Origin of the sequence: Salmonella sp. JXY0409-18, assembly GCF_020268625.1 — a bacterium.
GTDB lineage: Bacteria > Pseudomonadota > Gammaproteobacteria > Enterobacterales > Enterobacteriaceae > Salmonella > Salmonella enterica.
This window is the reverse complement of record NZ_CP084216.1, coordinates 879,817-900,790: the sequence shown is the minus strand read 5'-3', so window position 1 is coordinate 900,790 and position 20,974 is coordinate 879,817. Positions and strand designations below refer to the sequence as shown.

Below are 20,974 nucleotides of genomic sequence, written 5' to 3'. Positions count from 1 at the left end.
TTTTATGATGATCATCAGAGGCATAGCCCGCATTGTTTTATAAACACCATTTATAATTCACCATAAATAGATTGCCAGGCAAACGTTTACCTCACTCCTCTTACCGTGATTTATCGGTTCAAACTCTTATTCTTCGCCAGAATTCACTAAAAACCTTGATTTTTATAGTCAAACCTCCGTATCTTGCGCCCCAATCTTTCCGGCCTTATATCGTTAATGGTAGCCTTCGCGCCCGGAAATTCGTTATGACGTTTTTTTAATAGATTAATGGTCCAAATTTATCCATGTAAGAAGCGGATTATTGCATTTGAGATCGGGATCACTGATAGATTCATCACTTAAATGTATCTTTCCGCCCGAAAATTATTACGGCGAAAAATTATATAAAAAGCGTCCCTAAGCAGATTTCATTTTACGATCAGGTCTTTTTTCATTGGATTAGACCAGCAACCTGATTTTTAGCATCCTCCAGGAGAAATAGATGGAAACCACTCAGACCAGCACTATTGCTTCGATTGACTCTCGAAGCGCATGGCGCAAAACGGATACCATGTGGATGCTGGGCCTTTACGGCACGGCAATCGGCGCGGGCGTTCTGTTCCTGCCGATCAACGCAGGCGTCGGCGGCATGATTCCGCTCATCATCATGGCGATTCTCGCTTTCCCGATGACCTTTTTCGCACACCGTGGTTTAACCCGCTTCGTGCTGTCCGGTAAAAACCCGGGTGAAGACATCACTGAAGTCGTTGAGGAACACTTCGGTATCGGCGCAGGTAAACTGATTACCCTGCTCTACTTCTTCGCGATTTACCCCATCCTGCTGGTTTACAGCGTGGCGATTACTAATACCGTGGAAAGCTTCCTGACCCACCAGTTAGCGATTAATCCGCCGCCGCGGGCGATTCTTTCCCTGATCCTGATTGTTGGCATGATGACCATCGTGCGCTTCGGCGAGCAAATGATCGTTAAGGCGATGAGTATCCTGGTATTCCCGTTCGTCGCTGCGCTGATGCTGCTGGCCTTGTACCTGATCCCGCAGTGGAACGGCGCGGCGCTGGAAACGCTGTCCTTTGATTCCGCCGCGTCTACCGGTAACGGTCTGTGGATGACGCTGTGGCTGGCGATTCCGGTGATGGTTTTCTCTTTCAACCACTCCCCGATCATCTCCTCCTTCGCGGTTGCGAAGCGTGAAGAGTACGGTGAAGGCGCTGAGAAGAAATGTTCTAAAATTCTGGCCTTCGCCCACATCATGATGGTGTTGACCGTGATGTTCTTCGTCTTCAGCTGCGTGCTGAGCCTGACGCCGGCAGATCTGGCGGCGGCAAAAGAGCAGAACATCTCTATTCTGTCTTACCTGGCGAACCACTTTAACGCGCCGATCATCGCCTGGATGGCGCCGATCATTGCGATGATTGCTATCACCAAATCCTTCCTCGGCCACTACCTGGGCGCGCGTGAAGGCTTTAACGGTATGGTGATTAAATCGCTGCGTGGTAAAGGTAAATCCATCGAAATCAACAAACTGAATAAAATTACCGCGCTGTTCATGCTGGTCACCACCTGGATTGTGGCGACGCTGAACCCCAGCATCCTGGGCATGATTGAAACCCTGGGCGGCCCGATCATCGCGATGATTCTGTTCCTGATGCCGATGTATGCCATCCAGAAAGTACCGGCAATGCGTAAGTACAGCGGTCATATCAGCAACGTATTCGTTGTGATTATGGGCCTGATTGCCATCTCCGCTATTTTCTACTCACTGTTCAGCTAAGTCCTTTAGCGCCGCTTACCGCGGCGCTTCTCTATGATACAACCGCAATGGATGCCCTATGATTAGCGTATTCGATATTTTTAAAATCGGCATTGGCCCTTCCAGTTCTCACACCGTCGGACCAATGAAAGCAGGCAAGCAGTTCACGGACGATCTGATTGCCCGCCATATCCTTACAGATGTCACCCGCGTCGTGGTGGATGTCTACGGCTCTCTGTCATTGACGGGTAAAGGCCACCACACTGATATCGCCATTATTATGGGCCTGGCGGGGAATCTGCCGGACACCGTCGATATCGACGCCATTCCGTCCTTTATCCAGGATGTGAACACCCATGGGCGTTTACTACTGGCCAATGGGCAGCATGAAGTCGAATTTCCGGTCGATAAGTGCATGAATTTCCACGCCGACAACCTGTCTCTGCATGAAAACGGGATGCGTATTACCGCGCTGGCGGGCGATAAGGTGCTCTACAGCCAAACCTACTACTCCATTGGCGGCGGCTTTATCGTCGATGAAGAGCACTTTGGTTTGACGAATAGCGAACCTGTTAACGTGCCGTACCCTTACAAAACCGCCGCGGATTTACAGCGTCACTGCCAGGAGACGGGTCTGTCGCTCTCCGGTCTGATGATGCAAAACGAACTGGCTCTGCACAGTAAAGAAGCGCTGGAGCAGCACTTCGCCAGGGTCTGGGAGGTAATGCGCAGCGGTATTGAGCGCGGTATCACCACCGAGGGCGTATTGCCGGGCAAACTGCGCGTTCCGCGTCGCGCGGCGGCGCTGCGTCGGGTGCTGGTCAGTCAGGATAAGACCACCACCGATCCGATGGCGGTCGTCGACTGGATCAATATGTTCGCGCTGGCGGTGAACGAAGAGAATGCCGCAGGCGGACGAGTAGTCACTGCGCCGACTAACGGCGCATGTGGTATTGTTCCGGCGGTGCTGGCGTACTATGACAAGTTTATCCGCGAAGTAAATGCTAACTCACTTGCTCGCTATATGCTGGTCGCCAGCGCGATTGGCTCGCTGTATAAGATGAACGCCTCTATTTCCGGCGCCGAAGTGGGTTGTCAGGGAGAGGTCGGCGTGGCCTGTTCCATGGCGGCAGCGGGTCTGGCCGAGCTGCTGGGCGGTAGTCCGGCGCAGGTGTGTATCGCCGCAGAAATCGCCATGGAGCATAATCTGGGGTTAACTTGCGATCCGGTTGCCGGTCAGGTACAGGTTCCCTGCATTGAGCGTAACGCGATTGCTTCAGTCAAAGCAGTCAACGCCGCGCGTATGGCGCTGCGCCGTACCAGCGAACCGCGTGTATGCCTCGATAAAGTGATTGAGACCATGTACGAAACCGGTAAAGACATGAACGCTAAGTACCGCGAAACTTCGCGCGGCGGCCTGGCGATGAAGATCGTTACCTGCGATTAATTCTCAGCACATTTTAGGATCTGTAGGCCGGATAAGGCGCTCGTCGCCATCCGGCTTTGTTGCCTGATGTCGCTTCGCTTATCAGGCCTACGGATAGCGCTATTTCGCAATGCTCGCCTCCCCCCGCCGTGAATGTTACCCTACGCGCAGGTTTGTAAGGGAGAACACCGTGGCTGCTCATCTGCTTATCGTCGACGCGCTCAATTTGATTCGCCGTATTCACGCCGTTCAGGGATCGCCCTGTGTGGAAACCTGCCAACACGCGCTCGATCAATTGATTATCCACAGCCAGCCAACCCATGCCGTAGCGGTATTTGATGACGACGCGCGCAGCAGCGGCTGGCGTCATCAGCGTTTGCCGGACTACAAAGCAGGACGTCCGCCGATGCCTGACGATTTACATAATGAAATGCCCGCCCTACGCGCCGCGTTTGAACAGCGCGGCGTACGCTGTTGGGCATCAGATGGTAATGAAGCGGACGATCTGGCGGCGACGCTGGCGCTAAAAGTTACCGAAGCCGGACACCAGGCAACCATTGTGTCAACCGATAAAGGCTATTGCCAGTTGCTCTCTCCGGGATTGCGCATTCGCGACTACTTCCAGAAACGCTGGCTGGACGCGCCGTTTATTGAAAAAGAGTTTGGCGTACTTCCCCGACAGTTGCCGGATTACTGGGGTCTGGCAGGAATCAGCAGTTCGAAAGTCCCCGGCGTTGCCGGTATCGGCCCCAAAAGCGCGACCCAGCTATTGATTCAGTTTCAAAATCTGGAGGGAATTTACGCCCATCTGGACGAGGTGCCGGAAAAGTGGCGCAAAAAGCTTGAGATGCATAAAGAAATGGCATTTCTCTGCCGCGATATTGCACGTCTGCAAACCGATTTACATATCGACGGAAACTTACAGCAGCTACGGCTGGCGCGGTAGTTTTGTTGCCGGATGGCGGCGTGAACGCCTTATCCTGCCTACAGGACTGCACGAAATGTAGAGCGGATAAGCGCAGCGCCATCCGGCAAAATTACCAGGCGATATGATACAGTTCGACAATGTCCGCCAGACTCGCTTCACGCGGATTGCCGCCCGTACAGACATCATCGAACGCCGCCTGCGCCAGCGCCGGGATATCCTCTTTTCGAACGCCGACATCACGCAAATGCAGCGGAATTCCCACATCGCGATTTAACGCAAATACGGCTTCCACTGCGGCATTACGCGCCTCTTCAAGACTCAATCCTTCTACCTTCACCCCCATCGCCCGGGCGATATCACGGAATTTCTCGTTGGTAGACCCGGCATTGAAACGCATCACATGCGGAAGCAAAATAGCATTCGCGACGCCGTGCGGCGTGTTGTAAAACGCGCCCAACGGATGCGCCATCCCATGCACCAGTCCCAGCCCCACATTGGAAAACCCCATCCCGGCAACGTATTGCCCCAGCGCCATCGCCTCACCGGCCTCTTTTTCTCCGGCTACGGCGCCGCGTAGCGCGCCAGCAATAATCTCAATGGCTTTGATATGTAATGCATCCGTCAGCGCCCATGCGGCCCGGGTAATATAGCCTTCAATAGCATGGGTTAGCGCATCCACGCCCGTTGCCGCTTTCAGCGCGGGCGGCATACCGTCCATCATATCGGCATCGATAAATGCCGCCTGCGGAATATCATGTGGATCGACACAAACGAATTTGCGCCGTTTCTCTTCATCGGTAATCACATAATTGATAGTGACTTCCGCCGCGGTTCCCGCCGTTGTCGGGATCGCCATAATCGGCACGCTGGGTTTACGGGTCGGCGATAGCCCTTCCAGACTGCGCACATCGGCAAATTCCGGATTGTTACTGATAATACCGATCGCTTTGCAGGTATCCTGCGGAGAACCGCCGCCAATGGCGATGAGATAGTCCGCGCCGCTTTGGGTAAAGACCTTAAGCCCTTCCTGGACAACGGAAATCGTAGGATTAGGGATCACGCCCGCATAGATTTCCCACGCCAGCCCTGCGGCATCCATTCTGCTTGTCACTTTATCGACCACACCGCATTGCACCAGCGTTTTATCCGTAACAATCAGCGCTTTATGATAACCGCGGCGCGTCACCTCATCGGTTAATGCGTCCACCGCTCCCCGGCCAAACCATGCCGTTTCATTCAGAATCATTCTGTTCGCCATCGCCTGTCTCCTGACATCACTCTTCAATACGTAATCCGTAAGTTTTAAATTTCTCCAGTACGATAGCGATCGCCTCGTCATCCAGTACCGGTACCGGATCGACAATGGCCAGCGTACTTAAATAGAGCTGCGCCAGCACTTCCACTTCATGCGCCAGCCACAACGCTTTGTCTAAATTTTCTTCACAAGCGATAAGCCCGTGATGCTGTAACAGTGTCGCTTTACGATTTTTAAGCGCCACGGCAACATAGTCAGAAAGTTCGCGGGTGCCAAAAGTGGCGTAGGGCGCGCAGGGAATAGAGTTTCCCCCTGCGGCGGCAATCATGTAGTGAATTGCCGGAATCGGGCGATTCAGGATCGAGACTGCCGTACAATGGACAGCGTGGTTATGTACCACAGCATTGGCGTCAGGGCGCGTCTGGTATGCCGCCATATGAAAACGCCACTCGCTGGAAGGCAGCTTGCCCTGCTCATGCTGACCGTCAGCATCAATAAAAACAATGTGCGACTCTGTCAGCTTCTCGTAGGGGATCCCCGTCGGCGTAATCAGCATTCCGCCCTGATAACGTACGCTCACGTTACCTGCCGTCCCCTGATTTAACCCTAACCGCGTCATTTCCAGACAGGTATCAATAATCTGCCGCGCCAGTCTATTTCGTTCCATTATTTACCTCTCTCTGTGATTCAAAATGAGACAACAAAACCGCCTTTCGCATCGCGCTGCTGTCCTGTTGAAATAATCGAATAGTTAGCAACTATCATCATACTGAATAAAGAGAAGGGAATTTAAATAACGATATTTTGTGATTCACATCAATTAATTCGCCACGATAAACCAGACGACTACCGTTTCTCTCGCCGATAAATGCCCGCTCTTAATAATATTTTTTAAAACGGGCAAAAATGAAGAATAAGTTACTACTGCCCGTTTTCGTGGCAATAATTTAATTCGGGCATTCAGTCTGTGGTTTTTTAAATTAAACATCTCAAACGGTCATTTTTTTATGAAAATTAAAGTGATGATAATCACAGAACGCTCTGCTCTCAGGTATAAATGTGACCGCCATCATATTAAAAGGCCTTTTTTATTTGAAAATGAATCCATGAGTTCATTCCGGACGCCAATTTATTACCGGTAAGAAAAGCGAACTCACCTAATTTTACGGTCTGGTGACCAGAACCGACCGCACGCAAAAGCTTCTGAACCGATGAGGATGCTATGGGAAACACAACAATACAAACGCAGAGTTTTCGTGCTGTGGATGCAGAGCAAAGCAAGAGCAAGCGCTACATTATTCCATTCGCCTTACTTTGCTCGCTATTTTTTCTGTGGGCTGTCGCCAATAATCTGAATGACATTTTACTACCGCAGTTTCAACAAGCTTTTACGCTAACTAACTTTCAGGCTGGGCTTATTCAGTCAGCCTTTTATTTCGGTTATTTCGTCATTCCAATCCCCGCTGGGATTTTGATGAAAAAACTCAGTTATAAAGCAGGGATTATCACCGGGCTTTTTTTGTATGCTGTTGGCGCCGCATTATTCTGGCCTGCCGCCGAGATAATGAATTACACATTATTTTTAATTGGCCTGTTTATCATCGCCGCCGGTTTAGGCTGTCTTGAAACTGCAGCCAACCCTTTTGTTACGGTATTAGGTCCAGAAAGCGGCGGACATTTCCGGCTTAATCTGGCGCAAACTTTTAACTCCTTTGGCGCTATTATCGCCGTTGTGTTTGGGCAAAGCCTTATTTTGTCTAACGTGCCGCATCAATCGCAAGAAGCGCTTGATAAAATGACGCCGGATCAGCTTAGCGCCTATAAACACAGCCTGGTGTTATCGGTACAAACGCCATACATGATTATCGTCGCCATCGTATTAGTAGTTGCGCTGCTGATTATGCTGACCAAATTTCCGGCCCTGCAAAGTGACGATCATAGCGATGCTAAACAAAGCTCTTTCTTATCTTCTCTCTCCCGACTCATCCGTATCCGCCACTGGCGCTGGGCGGTGCTGGCGCAGTTCTGCTACGTGGGGGCGCAAACCGCCTGCTGGAGCTATCTGATCCGCTACGCCATTGAGGAGATCCCTGGAATGACGCCCGGTTTCGCCGCCAACTACCTGACCGGCACGATGGTGTGCTTCTTTATCGGCCGTTTCACCGGGACCTGGCTTATCAGCCGCTTCGCGCCGCATAAAGTGCTGGCCGCCTACGCCCTGTTTGCCATGCTCCTGTGTCTGATTTCCGCCTTTAGCGGCGGACATATCGGCCTGCTGGCGCTGACGTTGTGTAGCGCATTTATGTCAATCCAGTACCCAACCATCTTCTCGCTGGGTATCAAAAATCTGGGACAGGACACTAAGTACGGCTCGTCTTTTATCGTCATGACCATTATTGGCGGCGGTATTGTCACGCCAGTAATGGGCTTCGTTAGCGACGCCGCAGGCAAAATCCCGACCGCCGAACTGGTTCCGGCATTGTGCTTTGCCGTCATCTTCATTTTTGCCCGTTTCCGTTCACAAGCGGCGACAAACTGAACATTTATCCGAATAACGTGAGGAATCTGTCATGAAAAAAATCAGCTTACCGAAAATCGGTATCCGCCCGGTGATTGATGGACGTCGTATGGGCGTACGCGAGTCGCTCGAAGAGCAAACCATGAACATGGCGAAAGCGACGGCGGCGCTCATCACCGAGAAAATCCGCCACGCCTGCGGGGCACAGGTGGAGTGCGTCATTGCAGATACCTGTATTGCCGGAATGGCGGAATCCGCCGCCTGTGAAGAAAAATTCAGTAGCCAGAACGTGGGCGTGACCATTACCGTTACGCCGTGTTGGTGCTATGGCAGCGAAACCATTGATATGGACCCGATGCGTCCGAAAGCCATCTGGGGCTTTAACGGCACAGAGCGTCCCGGGGCGGTTTACCTTGCCGCGGCGCTGGCGGCGCACAGCCAGAAAGGCATTCCGGCGTTCTCCATTTATGGCCATGACGTGCAGGATGCCGACGATACCTCCATTCCCGCCGACGTCGAAGAAAAACTGCTGCGTTTTGCGCGGGCAGGGTTAGCGGTAGCCAGCATGAAAGGCAAAAGCTACCTCTCCGTCGGCGGCGTGTCAATGGGGATCGCGGGTTCCATTGTCGATCATAACTTCTTTGAATCCTGGCTGGGCATGAAGGTGCAAGCGGTAGATATGACCGAACTGCGCCGCCGTATCGATCAAAAAATTTATGATGAAGCCGAACTGGAGATGGCGCTGGCGTGGGCGGATAAAAACTTCCGCTACGGCGAAGATCAGAATGCCTCGCAGTATAAGCGCAATGAAGCCCAGAACCGCGCGGTGCTAAAAGAGAGCCTGCTGATGGCGATGTGTATTCGCGATATGATGCAGGGCAACAAGACGCTGGCGGACAAAGGGTTAGTTGAAGAATCGCTGGGCTACAACGCCATTGCCGCCGGCTTCCAGGGCCAGCGCCACTGGACCGATCAATACCCGAACGGCGATACCGCCGAAGCGCTGCTCAATAGTTCTTTTGACTGGAACGGCATACGCGAACCGTTTGTCGTCGCCACCGAAAATGACAGTCTGAACGGCGTAGCGATGCTGTTTGGCCATCAACTCACCGGTACCGCGCAGATCTTCGCCGACGTGCGAACCTACTGGTCGCCGGAAGCCGTAGAACGCGTCACCGGCCAGGCGCTTAGCGGACTGGCGGAGCATGGCATTATTCACCTGATTAACTCCGGTTCTGCCGCTCTGGACGGTGCCTGTAAACAGCGCGACAGCGAAGGCAAGCCGACTATGAAACCGCACTGGGAAATCAGCCAACAAGAGGCGGATGCGTGTCTGGCGGCCACCGAATGGTGCCCGGCGATTCACGAATACTTCCGCGGCGGCGGCTACTCATCCCGTTTCCTGACCGAAGGCGGCGTGCCATTCACCATGACCCGCGTGAATATCATCAAAGGCCTGGGGCCAGTACTGCAAATCGCCGAGGGCTGGAGCGTCGAACTGCCGAAAGCGATGCACGATCAGCTCGATGCCCGCACCAACTCTACCTGGCCTACCACCTGGTTTGCGCCGCGTCTTACCGGCAAAGGCCCGTTTACCGATGTCTATTCGGTGATGGCGAACTGGGGCGCTAACCACGGCGTACTCACCATCGGCCATGTAGGGGCGGACTTTATTACTCTCGCCGCGATGCTGCGTATCCCGGTATGTATGCACAACGTGGAGGAGGCGAAGATCTACCGTCCTTCCGCCTGGGCGGCTCACGGTATGGATATCGAAGGCCAGGATTATCGTGCCTGCCAGAATTATGGCCCGCTGTATAAACGTTAATGCGGCTTAGCCCGGTGGCGCAGGCTTACCGGGCCTACGGGCGCGTGAACCGTAGGCCGGATAAGCGTAGCGCCATCGGGCGGCGTTTATGGAGTTATCTATGAAACAAGACGTTATCCTGGTTCTCGACTGCGGTGCGACTAACGTTCGGGCGATCGCCGTTGATCGCCAGGGGAAAATTGTCGCCCGCGCCTCAACCGCTAACGCCAGCGACATTGCCGCAGAAAATAGCGCCTGGCATCAGTGGTCGCTGGACGCCATCCTGCAACGTTTCGCCGACTGCTGCAGGTCACTCTCCAGCGCCCTGTCGGAGTGTGTTGTTCGCGGTATTACGGTGACTACGTTCGGCGTCGATGGCGCGCTGGTCGATGCGCAGGGCGAGCTGCTCTACCCGGTCATCAGTTGGAAATGCCCGCGAACCGCTGCCGTGATGGAAACGATTGAGCGCTCTATCTCGCCCCGGCAATTGCAGACGCTCTCCGGCGTCGGCGCGTTCAGCTTTAACACGCTGTATAAACTGGTCTGGCTTAAAGAGAATCATCCGCGCCTGCTGGAACAAGCTCACTGCTGGCTGTTTATCTCGTCGCTGATTAACCACCGTCTGACCGGCGAGTTTACGACCGATATCACTATGGCAGGCACCAGCCAGCTACTGGATATCCATCAGCGCGACTTTAGTCCGGAAATCCTGCAGGCGACGGGCCTGGCGCGCCGCCTGTTCCCGCGTATCGTGGAAGCGGGCGCCCAGATAGGCACGCTACAGACAGACGCGGCCAGGCTACTCGGTCTCCCGGCGGGTGTGCCGGTGATCTCTGCCGGACACGATACTCAGTTCGCGTTATTCGGCGCTGGCGCGCAGCAAGGTGAACCGGTGCTCTCCTCAGGAACATGGGAGATTCTGATGGTGCGCAGCGGTCAGGTGGATACCTCGCTGCTCAGCCAGTATCCAGGCTCGACCTGTGAACTGGACAGTCAGTCGGGGCTTTATAACCCCGGAATGCAGTGGCTGGCCTCCGGCGTACTCGAATGGGTACGAAAACTGCTGTGGACGCCGGAAACGCCATGGCAAACGCTGATCGACGAAGCGCGCGCTATTCCCGCTGGCGCGGAAGGCGTGCGGATGCAGTGCGATCTGCTTGCCTGCCAAAATGCAGGCTGGCAGGGCGTGACGCTCAATACCACCCGCGGCCATTTCTATCGCGCCGCGCTGGAAGGCCTGACGGCGCAACTGCAACGTAATCTGCGCACGCTGGAGAAAATCGGCCATTTTAACACCACAGAACTGTTACTGGTTGGCGGCGGCAGTCGCAACGCTTTATGGAATCAAATTAAAGCGAATCAGCTTGCTCTCCCTATCAAGGTGCTGGACGACGCGGAAACCACCGTGGCCGGCGCTGCCATGTTTGGCTGGTACGGCGTAGGCGAATTTAATAGCCCGGAACAGGCGCGTGCGCAGGTCAATTATCAGTATCGCTATTTCTGGCCGCAAACCGAACCTGAAATTATTGAGGGAGTATGAAATGCTAAAAACCATTTCACCGTTAATTTCCCCGACACTGCTCAAAGTGCTGGCCGAGATGGGCCACGGGGACGAAATCATTTTTTCCGACGCTCACTTTCCCGCGCATAGCCTGGGCCCGCAGGTGATTCGCGCCGATGGTCTTAGCGTCAGCGATCTACTGCGGGCAATCATTCCGCTCTTTGAGCTGGATAGCTACGCCCCGCCGCTGGTGATGATGGCCGCCGTGGAAGGCGACACGCTCGATCCCAGCGTTGAAGCGCGCTATCGCGATGCCTTGTCATTAGAAGCGCCGTGCCCGGATATCGTTCGTATCGACCGCTATGCGTTTTATGAGCGGGCGCAAAAAGCGTTTGCGATCGTTATCACAGGTGAGTGCGCGAAGTACGGAAATATTCTTTTAAAAAAAGGGGTAACGCCGTAATCTCTTGCCGGTGCGCCCGCATGACGCGGGCGTTCATCGAATGATGGGGTGAGAAAAATGAAAGCGGCACGCCAACAAGCGATAGTCGATCTGCTGATCAATCATAAAAGTCTGACCACCGAAGCGCTGGCCACCCGGCTTAACGTCAGTAAAGAGACCATCCGCCGCGATCTCAGTGAACTACAGACGCAGGGAAAAGTGCTGCGTAATCACGGACGAGCTAAATATATTCATCGTGAAAATCAGGACAGCGGCGATCCATTCCATATCCGCCTGAAAAGCCATTATGCGCATAAAGCCGATATTGCCCGTGAAGCGTTAGCGTGGATAGAAGAAGGAATGACGATTGCGCTGGATGCCAGTTCAACCTGCTGGTATCTGGCCCGCCAGTTGCCGGATATTCCCATTCAAGTTTTTACCAATAGCCATCCTATCTGTCAGGAGCTGGGAAAACGCGAACGCATTGCGCTGATAAGTTCCGGCGGCCAGCTTGAACGTAAATATGGCTGTTACGTTAACCCGTCGCTTATCTCACAGCTAAAATCGCTTGATATCGATCTGTTCATCTTTTCCTGCGAGGGGATCGACAGCGGCGGCGATCTGTGGGACTCCAATGCGATCAACGCCGATTTTAAATCTATCCTGCTCAGACGCGCCTCGCAGTCTTTGCTATTGATTGATAAAAGTAAATTTAATCGTTCAGGAGAGGCGCGCATCGGCCATCTGGATGACGTGACGCATATTGTTTCAGATGCGCCGCAGTCATAGGCCGGATAAGCGTGCGCCATCCGGCGCTGATGACGCGCCGGATGACGGCAGCACGTTTTTATCGCTCGTCGCGACGTCCGCCAACAGCCGCCCACAACCGACGCACGTGCACCGTCACTTCTTCGCGATCGTGATAAAGCTGACGCGCCTGGATCTGCGCATTAACGCCATGCTCATCCAACTGCGCCTGAAGATACGCCAGGTTATGCGATACCTCTTCATAGCGTTTTTTCATCGGCAGTTTAAGGTTAAAAATCGTCTCCCGACACCAGCCGTTCACCAGCCACTGCGCCATTAACGCGGTGACTTTGGCCGGCTTCTCCACCATATCGCAGACCATCCATGAAATATTATTCCGGTTCGGACGGTACCTGAAGCCATCCTCACGCAACCAGGTCACCTGTCCGGTGTCCATCAGGCTTTGCGCCATCGGGCCGTTATCTACGGAGTAGACCCACATATTGCGCTTCACTAACTGGTACGTCCATCCGCCGGGACAGGCGCCCAAATCCACCGCATACATGCCGTTCGCCAGACGTTCATCCCACTCATCTTCCGGGATGAAAACGTGGAGCGCCTCTTCCAGTTTCAGCGTTGAGCGGCTCGGCGCATCAGACGGAAACTTCAAACGCGGGATGCCCATATAAAACGGTGAATTGTTATGCGCGAACGAATAACCGGTATAGCAGCATCCTGGCGCGATAAAAAAGACATGAACGACCGGACGCTTCGGCGTTTCATAATTCGTCAATACGCCCGCATCACGCAAAGCCGCGCGCAGCGGCACCGTAAATTTGCGGCAGAACTTCATCAGTTCTTTACTTTCATTGGTGTCGGCGACTTCAACCCGCAGCTCGCCGCCCTTTTCCACTACGCCCTGCAACATGCCGACAATCGGCGTAATTCTGTCTTCCGGCGGTAAATGTTGCAGCAGTTCACCCACCACAAACCACTGGCGGGCGAAAATCAGCGAACTGAACGGCAGTTCTGAAATCAGCTTTTCGCCATCTTCCGGCTGGTAGCATTCATAAATGACATAGCCTGCGTTCTCTTTTACGCGTGCAAAACCAAATATTTCCCGTTTTCCCGCCTTATCGGTAATTTCTGCAGCGCACTCTTTTTCAAACCCCGGACGGCAGAGCAATACAACTTTATTCATGGCTCGCGCCCTTACGTTTCATACGAATGGCGCCAATCAGTAATAGCGCCCAGCCCACCAGGAAACTGACGCCGCCGACAGGCGTGATATACGCCCACAAGCGCAGATGCGAAAGCGCAAGGCAGTACAGACTGCCGCTAAACAGCACCGTGCCCAGCGCCAGAAAAACGCTGCTCCAGTAAAACCAGATGCTGATACGGCGCTGCATCGCCACCGCCAGGCCAAAGATCGCCAGCGTATGGAACGCCTGATATTGCAGGCCGGTCTGAATCCAGCCCATTTCAACCACGCCCAGGGTTTTACTCAAAACATGCGCCCCGAACGCGCCCAGAGCAACGTAAATAAAACCGCTGATAGCGGCGACAATCAGCATAAAACGGCTGGTCATGGTCATACCCTAAGTTAATTATTGTTCGTAACGAAAACGGAATTTTTCTTGCTCCGTCGCCGCCTTCGCCAAAATCCACTGACGGAAGGCGGCTATTTTACCCAGTTCTGCCTGGCTGTCATGACAAACCAGATAAAAAGCATTCTTACTCACCAGAACATCGTTAAATGGACACACCAGTCGCCCGGCTTCAATTTCCGACTGCGCCATAACATTATTCGCCAGCGCGATCCCCTGTCCGTGAATAGCGGCCTGTAACACCATCGCGCTGTGGCTAAATATCGGCCCTTGCTGAACGTTAATATGGTTGAGCCCTAACTGACGAGTATAGGCCTGCCAGTCACGCCGGGAAGCATCGTGCAATAACGTGTGTTTCGCCAGATCTTCCGGCGTTTTTAACGGTTTTTCGCCTGTGAGTAATAAAGGAGAACAGACGGGCAGTAAATATTCTGCGTATAATTTTTCGACGCGCAAGCCCGGCCAGTTTCCCCGGCCATAAAAAATCGCGACATCGACATCGTCTGCCAGTTTATCTTCCTGACGGTCAACGGCTTGTATCCGAACGTCAATTCCCGGATAAGCTGAGTTAAAGCTGGAGAGCCTGGGCACCAGCCACTGGATGGCAAAACTGGGTGGTAAACTCACCGTCAGCGCCCCTTTAGCACTGCGCGCCTGGAGCTTACGCGTTGCTTCCGTGAGCTGGGAAAATATCTCTTTAATGTCGAGAAAATAGCTTTGGCCTTCTTCCGTCAGCAGCAGCGAACGATTGCGGCGGCGGAACAGTTTTAGCCCCAAAAAATCCTCAAGTGACTTAATTTGGTGGCTTACTGCGGCCTGCGTCACAAAAAGTTCTTCCGCTGCTCGCGTAAAGCTCAAATGGCGCGCGGCAGCATCAAAAACGCGTAACGCATTTAAAGGAGGTAATCGTTTTGACATGGCCTCTGGACTTAATGTCGAATGAATTTAACAAATAGGTAACAACATGTAACCTATTAGTTTTTTTAATCTGAGACATTATAAATTGTCCGTTGAGGTTCTACCAGCAAATACCTATAGTGGCGGCACTTCCTGAGCCGGAACGAAAAGTTTTATCGGAATGCGTGTTCTGATGGGCTTTTGGCTTACGGTTGTGATGTTGTGTTGTTGTGTTTGCAATTGGTCTGCGATTCAGACCACGGTAGCGAGACTACCCTTTTTCACTTCCTGTACATTTACCCTGTCTGTCCATAGTGATTAATGTAGCACCGCCATATTGCGGTGCTTTTTTTTGTATAACAAACGGTTAGTTTTCCAGAGCCACCATCTCTTTCACGTCGGTACGATTGATCTGCTGTTTGTTGCCATTAGCGTCTTTATACGAAATCATACCGGTATCGTTATCGGTCTGGGGTTTACCGTCGGTCACAATGCTACGTCCATCATTGGTGTGCATAACGTAATTAGGACCGGAACAGGCGCTCAGGGCAAAAGTCAGCATACATGCAGAGATAATTGCGGCAGTCTTTTTCATCTTCTTCTCCTTAAAGCTGTTTGTGCTATTTAAAGCGGACTCCGTAACAGGCTTAAACATTCGCCTAACATTATTCAGCATAACCTCCTTTACATAATTCGCCAGGATATACAGACGATTCCGATGGTTAGGACAAACCTTGTATCAGCCGCGCTTTTACGCCACGATCGGTAAACTGAACCGAGGAATATCATGAACGCTTTTAATCCCACGCAGTTTCGCGCGCAGTTTCCCGCGCTAGCCGATGCGGGTGTTTATCTCGATAGCGCCGCCACGGCATTAAAGCCACAGGCAGTCATTGACGCCACGCACCAGTTTTATTGTTTGAGCGCCGGTAACGTTCATCGTAGCCAGTTTGCACAGGCGCAGCGCCTGACGGCGCAATATGAAGCGGCCAGAGCAAAAGCAGCGCGACTGTTAAACGCGCCCGATGAAAAAAGTATCGTCTGGACTCGCGGCACCACCGAAGCGATCAACATGGTGGCGCAGTGTTACGCCCGTCCTCGTCTGCGCCCCGGCGATGAAATTATCGTTAGCGTCGCCGAGCATCACGCCAACCTTGTGCCCTGGCTGATGGTGGCGCAACAAACCGGCGCGCAGGTCATAAAACTGCCGCTTAATGACCGACGTCTTCCTGATGTTGAGCGTCTGCCGGAACTGATCACGTCGCGCAGCCGGATTCTGGCGCTGGGGCAAATGTCGAACGTAACGGGCGGCTGCCCGGATCTCGCAAGCGCTATCAGCGCCGCTCACGCGGCGGGAATGGTAGTGATGGTAGATGGCGCGCAAGGCGCGGTACACTTCCCGGCGGATCTCCAGCAGCTTGATATCGATTTTTATGCTTTTTCCGCTCACAAACTGTATGGCCCGACCGGTATCGGCGTGCTGTACGGTAAGCCGGAGCTTCTTGAGGCGATGTCGCCCTGGCTCGGCGGCGGCAAGATGATCCGTGACGTTAGCTTTGAAGGCTTCACCACTCAAAGCGCTCCCTGGAAACTGGAAGCGGGGACGCCGAACGTCGCCGGGGTCATCGGCCTGAGCGCTGCGCTGGAATGGCTGTCCGATATCGATATTGCACAGGCCGAAAACTGGAGCCGCGGGCTGGCGACGCTGGCGGAAGACGCACTGGCGAAACGTCCGGGCTTTCGTTCGTTCCGCTGCCAGGACTCCAGCCTGCTGGCCTTTGATTTTGTCGGCGTGCACCACGGCGATATGGTGACGCTGCTGGCGGAATACGGTATTGCGCTCCGGGCCGGGCAACATTGCGCCCAGCCATTGCTGGCGGAACTTGGCGTCACAGGGACTCTGCGCGCCTCTTTTGCGCCGTATAATACCCAACATGATGTGGATGCGTTGGTTAACGCCGTTGACCGCGCGCTGGAACTGCTGGTGGATTAATGACAAACCCTCTTTATACCGGACACCCGTTCGGCACAACGGTAACGGAAGAGACGTTACGCGCTATCTTTCTCCCGCTGACCCAGTGGGAGGATAAATATCGTCAGTTGATTCTGTTAGGAAAACAGCTCCCCGCTCTGCCGGATGAATGCAAAGCGCAGGCGAAAGAGATAGCCGGCTGCGAGAACCGCGTCTGGCTGGGCTTTACCCGATCAGATAACGGAACGATGCACTTTTTCGGCGACAGTGAGGGGCGGATTGTCCGCGGCCTGCTGGCGGTATTGCTCACCGCGGTGGAAGGAAAAAACGCCGCCGAGCTGCAGGCTCGTTCACCGCTGGCGCTGTTTGATGAGCTGGGTTTACGCGCCCAGCTTAGCGCCTCACGCAGTCAGGGGCTGAACGCGCTGAGCGAAGCGATTGTTGCCGCAACGCATAAGGGTTGAAATAGCGTAAATATTCTGTCGCCTGACAGCGCCGTCCGCGGCGGTCAGGCGATGCAGATAAAATAATCCAGTCACTTTATTAGTTTCTGCATCAGATTTCCCTGATAAACATTCTTTTGATTTTTATCAGCTATCACAATGAAATTACAATGTTAGAATCCATGTTAAAACGGCGTGAAGATTTTAGAGTAAATAAAGCCACTTGATGTAGCGTAGCAGGAGAACTGGAAAATTCATACGCATCGGGTGAAGTTATAACAGGATATGGATAAGTGGAAAAATATCTGCGTAGCGGTACCATGTTTGTGGTACTGGCATTTATATTATGGGGGTTAACACCTTTATATTATCAATATTTATCAGGGGGAAATCTCGCACAAATATTGATATACCGGGTGTTCTGGTCAATTCCATTATTACTGGCAGTAAGATTGTTATTTCGGCAGCGAACGCGATTTCATGATGCCTGGAAAGATAAAAAATCTTTTTTCTTCTGCATGATCGCCGGACTTTTAATGATTGTCTCATGGTCATCTTTTATTTATGCGCTAACCCATCATCTGGTGCTTGATGCCAGCCTCGGCTATTTTATCAACCCGCTATTTGTTATTGCGCTGGGATGCATTTTTCTTAAAGAAAAACTGTCGTTGTTTCAGGCCATCGCCGTTTTTTCCGGTGTTTGTGGCCTGACTTTTCAAATTATCATGCTACGGCATTTCCCGGCGCTGGCGCTAACCATGGGATTATCATTTGCGCTATATGGCCTGGCACGAAAGTTTATACATTATGATGTGATGACATCGATAACGATTGAAACATTATGGGCATTGCCTGTCTCACTATTAATTTTTATCTTTAGCGATAGCGGGCCAATTATATCCGCTAATACTCCTTTCTTTTTGTATGTTATGACGGCGCCAGTGACAATCATTCCACTGGTATTATTTGCCATCGCGTTAAATCATACCTCGTTGATTGTCACCGGACTGGCGCAATATATAGAGCCGTCTTTACAGTTCTTACTTGCCATTATGATATTTGGCGAGCACATTAATTACGCGGAACTGCTCTGCTTTTGTGCAGTATGGTTCGGGTTGTTTCTATGCATATCTGAAAATTTATATTCCCATTATCTCCGCGCCCGTCTGAAACCGGTGTTCGGCAGGGTACAGCGCTTCTTTCGCTAACAAAGGGCGCAGGGCCGGATACGCGTCTGCGTGACACTCCGCCCCGTCCTTTTATTCTTGTCGCGCCGCTTTAGCCATGATCTTCTTCAGCGCATGGGAAACGGCGACAAAACCGAACGTTGCCGTCACCATCGTCGCCGCGCCGAAGCCAGAGGCGCAATCCATCCGTTTTGGCCCTTCTGCGGTAGCTTTCATCGCGCATACGGAACCGTCCGCCTGTGGGTAAACCAGCGCTTCAGTGGAAAAAACGCAGTCCACGCCCAGTTTACCTTTACTGTTCTTCACTACGCCAAAATTATGTTTCAATCTCTCACGCAGTTTTGCCGCCAGCGGATCCTGGATGGTTTTCGCCAAATCAGCGACCTGGATTTGCGTCGGATCGATCTGCCCGCCTGCGCCGCCAGTGGTCACTAAAGGAACCTTATATCGGCGACAGTACGCAATCAGCGCGGCTTTTGGACGAACGCTGTCAATGGCGTCAATGACATAGGTAAAACCCGCGTCCATATAACCCGCCACATTATCCGGCGTGATGAAATCATCGATAACCGTTACCCGGCACTCCGGGTTAATTTGACGAATCCGTTCGGCCATCACTTCCGCTTTCGCCAACCCGACGTTATCACGCAACGCATGGATCTGACGGTTCGTATTGGTCACGCAGACATCGTCCATATCAATCAGCGTAATCGCGCCGATGCCCGTACGCGCCAGCGCCTCTGCCGCCCATGATCCCACCCCGCCGATTCCTACGACGCAGATATGCGCCTCAGCAAACCGCTGCAGCGCTTTTTCACCATACAGACGCGCGGTGCCGCCAAAGCGTTGGCGCCAGGCATCACTTATCACCACTGACATATGACCTCAGAATAAAAAAAGGTGAGGTTATTCCTCACCCCTGCTCACTATTTTCAGGCCCGATAGCGATCGCGTTATCGGGCAATCCGGTTGTCGCAGAATACCACAATCAGCCGCTAAACACGTTACCGGCGCCCGGCGCGCTTTTTAACACCCAGACGCGACCATAGTGATTATACCATCCGGCACGATGCCCGGCATCCGGGCCAATCCCCTGGTAAATATCAAAGTGCTGGCCTTTAATCGCTCCGCCGACATCCAGTGCGACCATCAAACGTAGCTCATACTGACCGCTAAATTTACCGTTGTTATCCAGCAACGGTACTTCCGCCAACAAGGTCGTGCCAGGCGGAATGATGCTGCGGTCGGAGGCGACGGATGCTCGCCCAATCAGCGGTACAGCGCTGGCGCCTTTGACCGGCGCAAAAGATTGCGGCTTAAAGAAGACGAACGACGGGTTCTGCTCCAGTAATTCACGCACTTCCGCTTCGCTGTGCTTCTCTCCCCATTCGCGTATAGCCTGCATCGACATATCTTCTTTTTTCACTTCACCGCGATCGATAAGTACTTTACCAATACTGCGATAAGGCCAGCCGTTTTTACCAGCATAACTAAAGAAGTTCAGCGGACTACCATCACCGAAATCAATATAACCGCTGCCCTGGACATCCATAATAAAGTTATCCATCAGCGAATTACTCCAGGCCAGGATGTACTTATCGCTCAGCGCGCCTGCGTAGATCTGAGCGCGGGACGGTAAGCGTCCGCGTTTTGGCGGCATACTATAGATAGGGTACTGGAACGCGCCCTGCCGCGTATGGCGAGCCTGAACGACGGGCGTATAGTAGCCCGTGAACTGGACGTTACCGTAGTTGTCGGTGCCTTCCATCTGCCAGGCATCGATACCAAACTGGCGCATAGTGCGCGTATCGCCTCCGGAACGTAACCAGTTCTGGACAGCGTTATAGACGTTGCTTTGATTGGTGTATAAACGTGGCGACGCGGAACGGATCTGGTCGACCTGCTCGGCAAAGTCACCAGCATTAATCGGCGCGCCCACCGCGTCCGGCTGGTTTACCAGGGAGAAGGGCTGGGTAAATTTCCCGTCCTTATATTGCTGACCGCGATCGGTCGGTTTTGATGAACAGGCAGCCAGCATTGCCAGCATTACGCCTGTCGCCACATATTTTGCCCAACGTCCTTTCATGGTGTCTCGTCTTCTGCGTAATCGAAAGTGCCCGGTGAAGATAACAAACCGTCCGAAGTAATGAAATGCGATCGCGATCTCATTATGTAAATTCGTTTAAAAATCGCGCTATCTGCGGTGTATTTGCGCAATTCATGAGAAATTAGCGATTTATATGAAAAAAGGGTTGCAACAAAAGCTCAGCGGAGTATAGTGCGCATCCACGGACGCGGGGTGGAGCAGCCTGGTAGCTCGTCGGGCTCATAACCCGAAGGTCGTCGGTTCAAATCCGGCCCCCGCAACCAATTACAATGAGAATGCAAGTTTAGACGGACGCGGGGTGGAGCAGCCTGGTAGCTCGTCGGGCTCATAACCCGAAGGTCGTCGGTTCAAATCCGGCCCCCGCAACCAACTTAATGAACACCCTTA

General features: G+C 52.9%; 19 protein-coding genes and 2 tRNA genes. 13 read left to right on the top strand and 8 right to left on the bottom strand.

All coding sequences use genetic code 11. The annotated features are described in order from the left end of the window. Positions 1–481 precede the first annotated feature (481 nt). The 3 genes from sdaC (at position 482) to xni (ending at position 4,122) form a co-directional block, all read left to right on the top strand. The gene (gene sdaC / locus LDB27_RS04320; protein WP_000450462.1) at positions 482–1,771 is read left to right on the top strand and encodes an HAAAP family serine/threonine permease SdaC; all 1,290 of its coding nucleotides are present in this window, start codon (positions 482–484) and stop codon (positions 1,769–1,771) included. A gap of 58 nt (positions 1,772–1,829) precedes the next feature. Then, positions 1,830–3,197, top strand: coding sequence for an L-serine ammonia-lyase II (sdaB, locus tag LDB27_RS04315; protein WP_000626384.1), 1,368 nt, complete (start codon positions 1,830–1,832; stop codon positions 3,195–3,197). 169 nt (positions 3,198–3,366) lie between these two features. Then, positions 3,367–4,122 (top strand): flap endonuclease Xni, encoded by a 756-nt coding sequence (xni, locus tag LDB27_RS04310; protein ID WP_001530269.1) that lies wholly within the window; start codon positions 3,367–3,369, stop codon positions 4,120–4,122. 91 nt (positions 4,123–4,213) lie between these two features. On the opposite strand, the gene fucO is transcribed toward xni, so the two are convergent. Together fucO and fucA are read right to left on the bottom strand one after the other, a co-directional pair. Beyond that, positions 4,214–5,362 carry a lactaldehyde reductase gene (fucO, locus tag LDB27_RS04305; RefSeq protein WP_000013562.1) on the bottom strand — a complete coding sequence of 383 codons (1,149 nt, stop codon included), beginning with the start codon at positions 5,360–5,362 and terminating at the stop codon, positions 4,214–4,216. A 16-nt stretch (positions 5,363–5,378) separates the two neighbouring features. Continuing rightward, positions 5,379–6,026: an L-fuculose-phosphate aldolase gene (gene fucA, locus LDB27_RS04300; protein WP_000440831.1), complete on the bottom strand. Its 648-nt coding sequence runs from the start codon at positions 6,024–6,026 to the stop codon at positions 5,379–5,381. Positions 6,027–6,581: 555 nt separating this feature from the next. Here fucA and fucP point away from each other — a divergent pair. The 5 genes from fucP (at position 6,582) to fucR (ending at position 12,416) form a co-directional block, all read left to right on the top strand. Further along, positions 6,582–7,898, top strand: coding sequence for an L-fucose:H+ symporter permease (gene fucP / locus LDB27_RS04295; protein ID WP_000528622.1), 1,317 nt, complete (start codon positions 6,582–6,584; stop codon positions 7,896–7,898). Between the two features lie 31 nt (positions 7,899–7,929). Continuing rightward, positions 7,930–9,705 (top strand): L-fucose isomerase, encoded by a 1,776-nt coding sequence (fucI, locus tag LDB27_RS04290; protein ID WP_000724123.1) that lies wholly within the window; start codon positions 7,930–7,932, stop codon positions 9,703–9,705. A 100-nt stretch (positions 9,706–9,805) separates the two neighbouring features. Then, positions 9,806–11,224, top strand: a complete 1,419-nt coding sequence (gene fucK, locus LDB27_RS04285) for an L-fuculokinase (protein ID WP_000806777.1) — start codon at positions 9,806–9,808, stop codon at positions 11,222–11,224. 1 nt (position 11,225) lies between these two features. Beyond that, positions 11,226–11,648, top strand: a complete 423-nt coding sequence (gene fucU, locus LDB27_RS04280; protein WP_000920848.1) for an L-fucose mutarotase — start codon at positions 11,226–11,228, stop codon at positions 11,646–11,648. A gap of 57 nt (positions 11,649–11,705) precedes the next feature. Continuing rightward, positions 11,706–12,416: an L-fucose operon activator gene (gene fucR, locus LDB27_RS04275; RefSeq protein ID WP_000642331.1), complete on the top strand. Its 711-nt coding sequence runs from the start codon at positions 11,706–11,708 to the stop codon at positions 12,414–12,416. Positions 12,417–12,474: 58 nt separating this feature from the next. On the opposite strand, the gene rlmM is transcribed toward fucR, so the two are convergent. The 4 genes from rlmM to LDB27_RS04255 all read right to left on the bottom strand — a co-directional run bounded on the left by rlmM (position 12,475) and on the right by LDB27_RS04255 (position 15,473). Then, positions 12,475–13,575: a 23S rRNA (cytidine(2498)-2'-O)-methyltransferase RlmM gene (rlmM, locus tag LDB27_RS04270; RefSeq protein ID WP_001045494.1), complete on the bottom strand. Its 1,101-nt coding sequence runs from the start codon at positions 13,573–13,575 to the stop codon at positions 12,475–12,477. Continuing rightward, entirely contained in the window at positions 13,568–13,963 is a 396-nt protein-coding gene (locus LDB27_RS04265) for a DUF423 domain-containing protein (protein ID WP_000203913.1), read from the bottom strand. Before LDB27_RS04265 ends, rlmM begins: the two co-directional genes overlap by 8 nt. Before the next feature lie 18 nt (positions 13,964–13,981). Beyond that, on the bottom strand, positions 13,982–14,899 hold the full coding sequence (gcvA, locus tag LDB27_RS04260; RefSeq protein ID WP_000044409.1) for a glycine cleavage system transcriptional regulator GcvA: 918 nt from the start codon (positions 14,897–14,899) through the stop codon (positions 13,982–13,984). Positions 14,900–15,245: 346 nt separating this feature from the next. Beyond that, positions 15,246–15,473: a YgdI/YgdR family lipoprotein gene (locus LDB27_RS04255; RefSeq protein ID WP_000750393.1), complete on the bottom strand. Its 228-nt coding sequence runs from the start codon at positions 15,471–15,473 to the stop codon at positions 15,246–15,248. Between the two features lie 192 nt (positions 15,474–15,665). Between LDB27_RS04255 and csdA the strand changes: the two genes are divergently transcribed. From csdA to rarD, 3 genes are all read left to right on the top strand, one after another. Beyond that, the gene (gene csdA, locus LDB27_RS04250; protein WP_000991051.1) at positions 15,666–16,871 is read left to right on the top strand and encodes a cysteine desulfurase CsdA; all 1,206 of its coding nucleotides are present in this window, start codon (positions 15,666–15,668) and stop codon (positions 16,869–16,871) included. Continuing rightward, positions 16,871–17,314: a cysteine desulfurase sulfur acceptor subunit CsdE gene (gene csdE / locus LDB27_RS04245; RefSeq protein WP_000184198.1), complete on the top strand. Its 444-nt coding sequence runs from the start codon at positions 16,871–16,873 to the stop codon at positions 17,312–17,314. Before csdA ends, csdE begins: the two co-directional genes overlap by 1 nt. 299 nt (positions 17,315–17,613) lie before the next feature. Then, positions 17,614–18,501, top strand: coding sequence for an EamA family transporter RarD (rarD, locus tag LDB27_RS04240; protein WP_077906266.1), 888 nt, complete (start codon positions 17,614–17,616; stop codon positions 18,499–18,501). A gap of 51 nt (positions 18,502–18,552) precedes the next feature. Here rarD and tcdA read toward each other — a convergent pair whose 3' ends face one another. Further along, positions 18,553–19,359 carry a tRNA cyclic N6-threonylcarbamoyladenosine(37) synthase TcdA gene (gene tcdA / locus LDB27_RS04235; RefSeq protein WP_000117742.1) on the bottom strand — a complete coding sequence of 269 codons (807 nt, stop codon included), beginning with the start codon at positions 19,357–19,359 and terminating at the stop codon, positions 18,553–18,555. A gap of 109 nt (positions 19,360–19,468) precedes the next feature. Next, positions 19,469–20,566, bottom strand: a complete 1,098-nt coding sequence (gene mltA, locus LDB27_RS04230) for a murein transglycosylase A (protein WP_000678621.1) — start codon at positions 20,564–20,566, stop codon at positions 19,469–19,471. Positions 20,567–20,773: 207 nt separating this feature from the next. Here mltA and LDB27_RS04225 point away from each other — a divergent pair. Then, positions 20,774–20,850, top strand: a tRNA-Met gene (locus LDB27_RS04225). A 29-nt stretch (positions 20,851–20,879) separates the two neighbouring features. Then, positions 20,880–20,956 (top strand) — tRNA-Met (locus LDB27_RS04220). The last annotated feature ends 18 nt before the right edge of the window (positions 20,957–20,974 follow it).

Excerpts from the sequence above, each read along its gene's own strand:
- sdaC (WP_000450462.1), top strand. The coding sequence starts at position 482 with ATGGAAACCACTCAGACCAGCACTATTGCTTCGATTGACTCTCGAAGC.
- sdaB (WP_000626384.1), top strand. The coding sequence starts at position 1,830 with ATGATTAGCGTATTCGATATTTTTAAAATCGGCATTGGCCCTTCCAGT.
- fucO (WP_000013562.1), bottom strand. The coding sequence starts at position 5,362 with ATGGCGAACAGAATGATTCTGAATGAAACGGCATGGTTTGGCCGGGGA.
- fucA (WP_000440831.1), bottom strand. The coding sequence starts at position 6,026 with ATGGAACGAAATAGACTGGCGCGGCAGATTATTGATACCTGTCTGGAA.
- fucP (WP_000528622.1), top strand. The coding sequence starts at position 6,582 with ATGGGAAACACAACAATACAAACGCAGAGTTTTCGTGCTGTGGATGCA.
- fucI (WP_000724123.1), top strand. The coding sequence starts at position 7,930 with ATGAAAAAAATCAGCTTACCGAAAATCGGTATCCGCCCGGTGATTGAT.
- fucK (WP_000806777.1), top strand. The coding sequence starts at position 9,806 with ATGAAACAAGACGTTATCCTGGTTCTCGACTGCGGTGCGACTAACGTT.
- fucU (WP_000920848.1), top strand. The coding sequence starts at position 11,226 with ATGCTAAAAACCATTTCACCGTTAATTTCCCCGACACTGCTCAAAGTG.
- fucR (WP_000642331.1), top strand. The coding sequence starts at position 11,706 with ATGAAAGCGGCACGCCAACAAGCGATAGTCGATCTGCTGATCAATCAT.
- rlmM (WP_001045494.1), bottom strand. The coding sequence starts at position 13,575 with ATGAATAAAGTTGTATTGCTCTGCCGTCCGGGGTTTGAAAAAGAGTGC.
- LDB27_RS04265 (WP_000203913.1), bottom strand. The coding sequence starts at position 13,963 with ATGACCAGCCGTTTTATGCTGATTGTCGCCGCTATCAGCGGTTTTATT.
- gcvA (WP_000044409.1), bottom strand. The coding sequence starts at position 14,899 with ATGTCAAAACGATTACCTCCTTTAAATGCGTTACGCGTTTTTGATGCT.
- LDB27_RS04255 (WP_000750393.1), bottom strand. The coding sequence starts at position 15,473 with ATGAAAAAGACTGCCGCAATTATCTCTGCATGTATGCTGACTTTTGCC.
- csdA (WP_000991051.1), top strand. The coding sequence starts at position 15,666 with ATGAACGCTTTTAATCCCACGCAGTTTCGCGCGCAGTTTCCCGCGCTA.
- csdE (WP_000184198.1), top strand. The coding sequence starts at position 16,871 with ATGACAAACCCTCTTTATACCGGACACCCGTTCGGCACAACGGTAACG.
- rarD (WP_077906266.1), top strand. The coding sequence starts at position 17,614 with ATGTTTGTGGTACTGGCATTTATATTATGGGGGTTAACACCTTTATAT.
- tcdA (WP_000117742.1), bottom strand. The coding sequence starts at position 19,359 with ATGTCAGTGGTGATAAGTGATGCCTGGCGCCAACGCTTTGGCGGCACC.
- mltA (WP_000678621.1), bottom strand. The coding sequence starts at position 20,566 with ATGAAAGGACGTTGGGCAAAATATGTGGCGACAGGCGTAATGCTGGCA.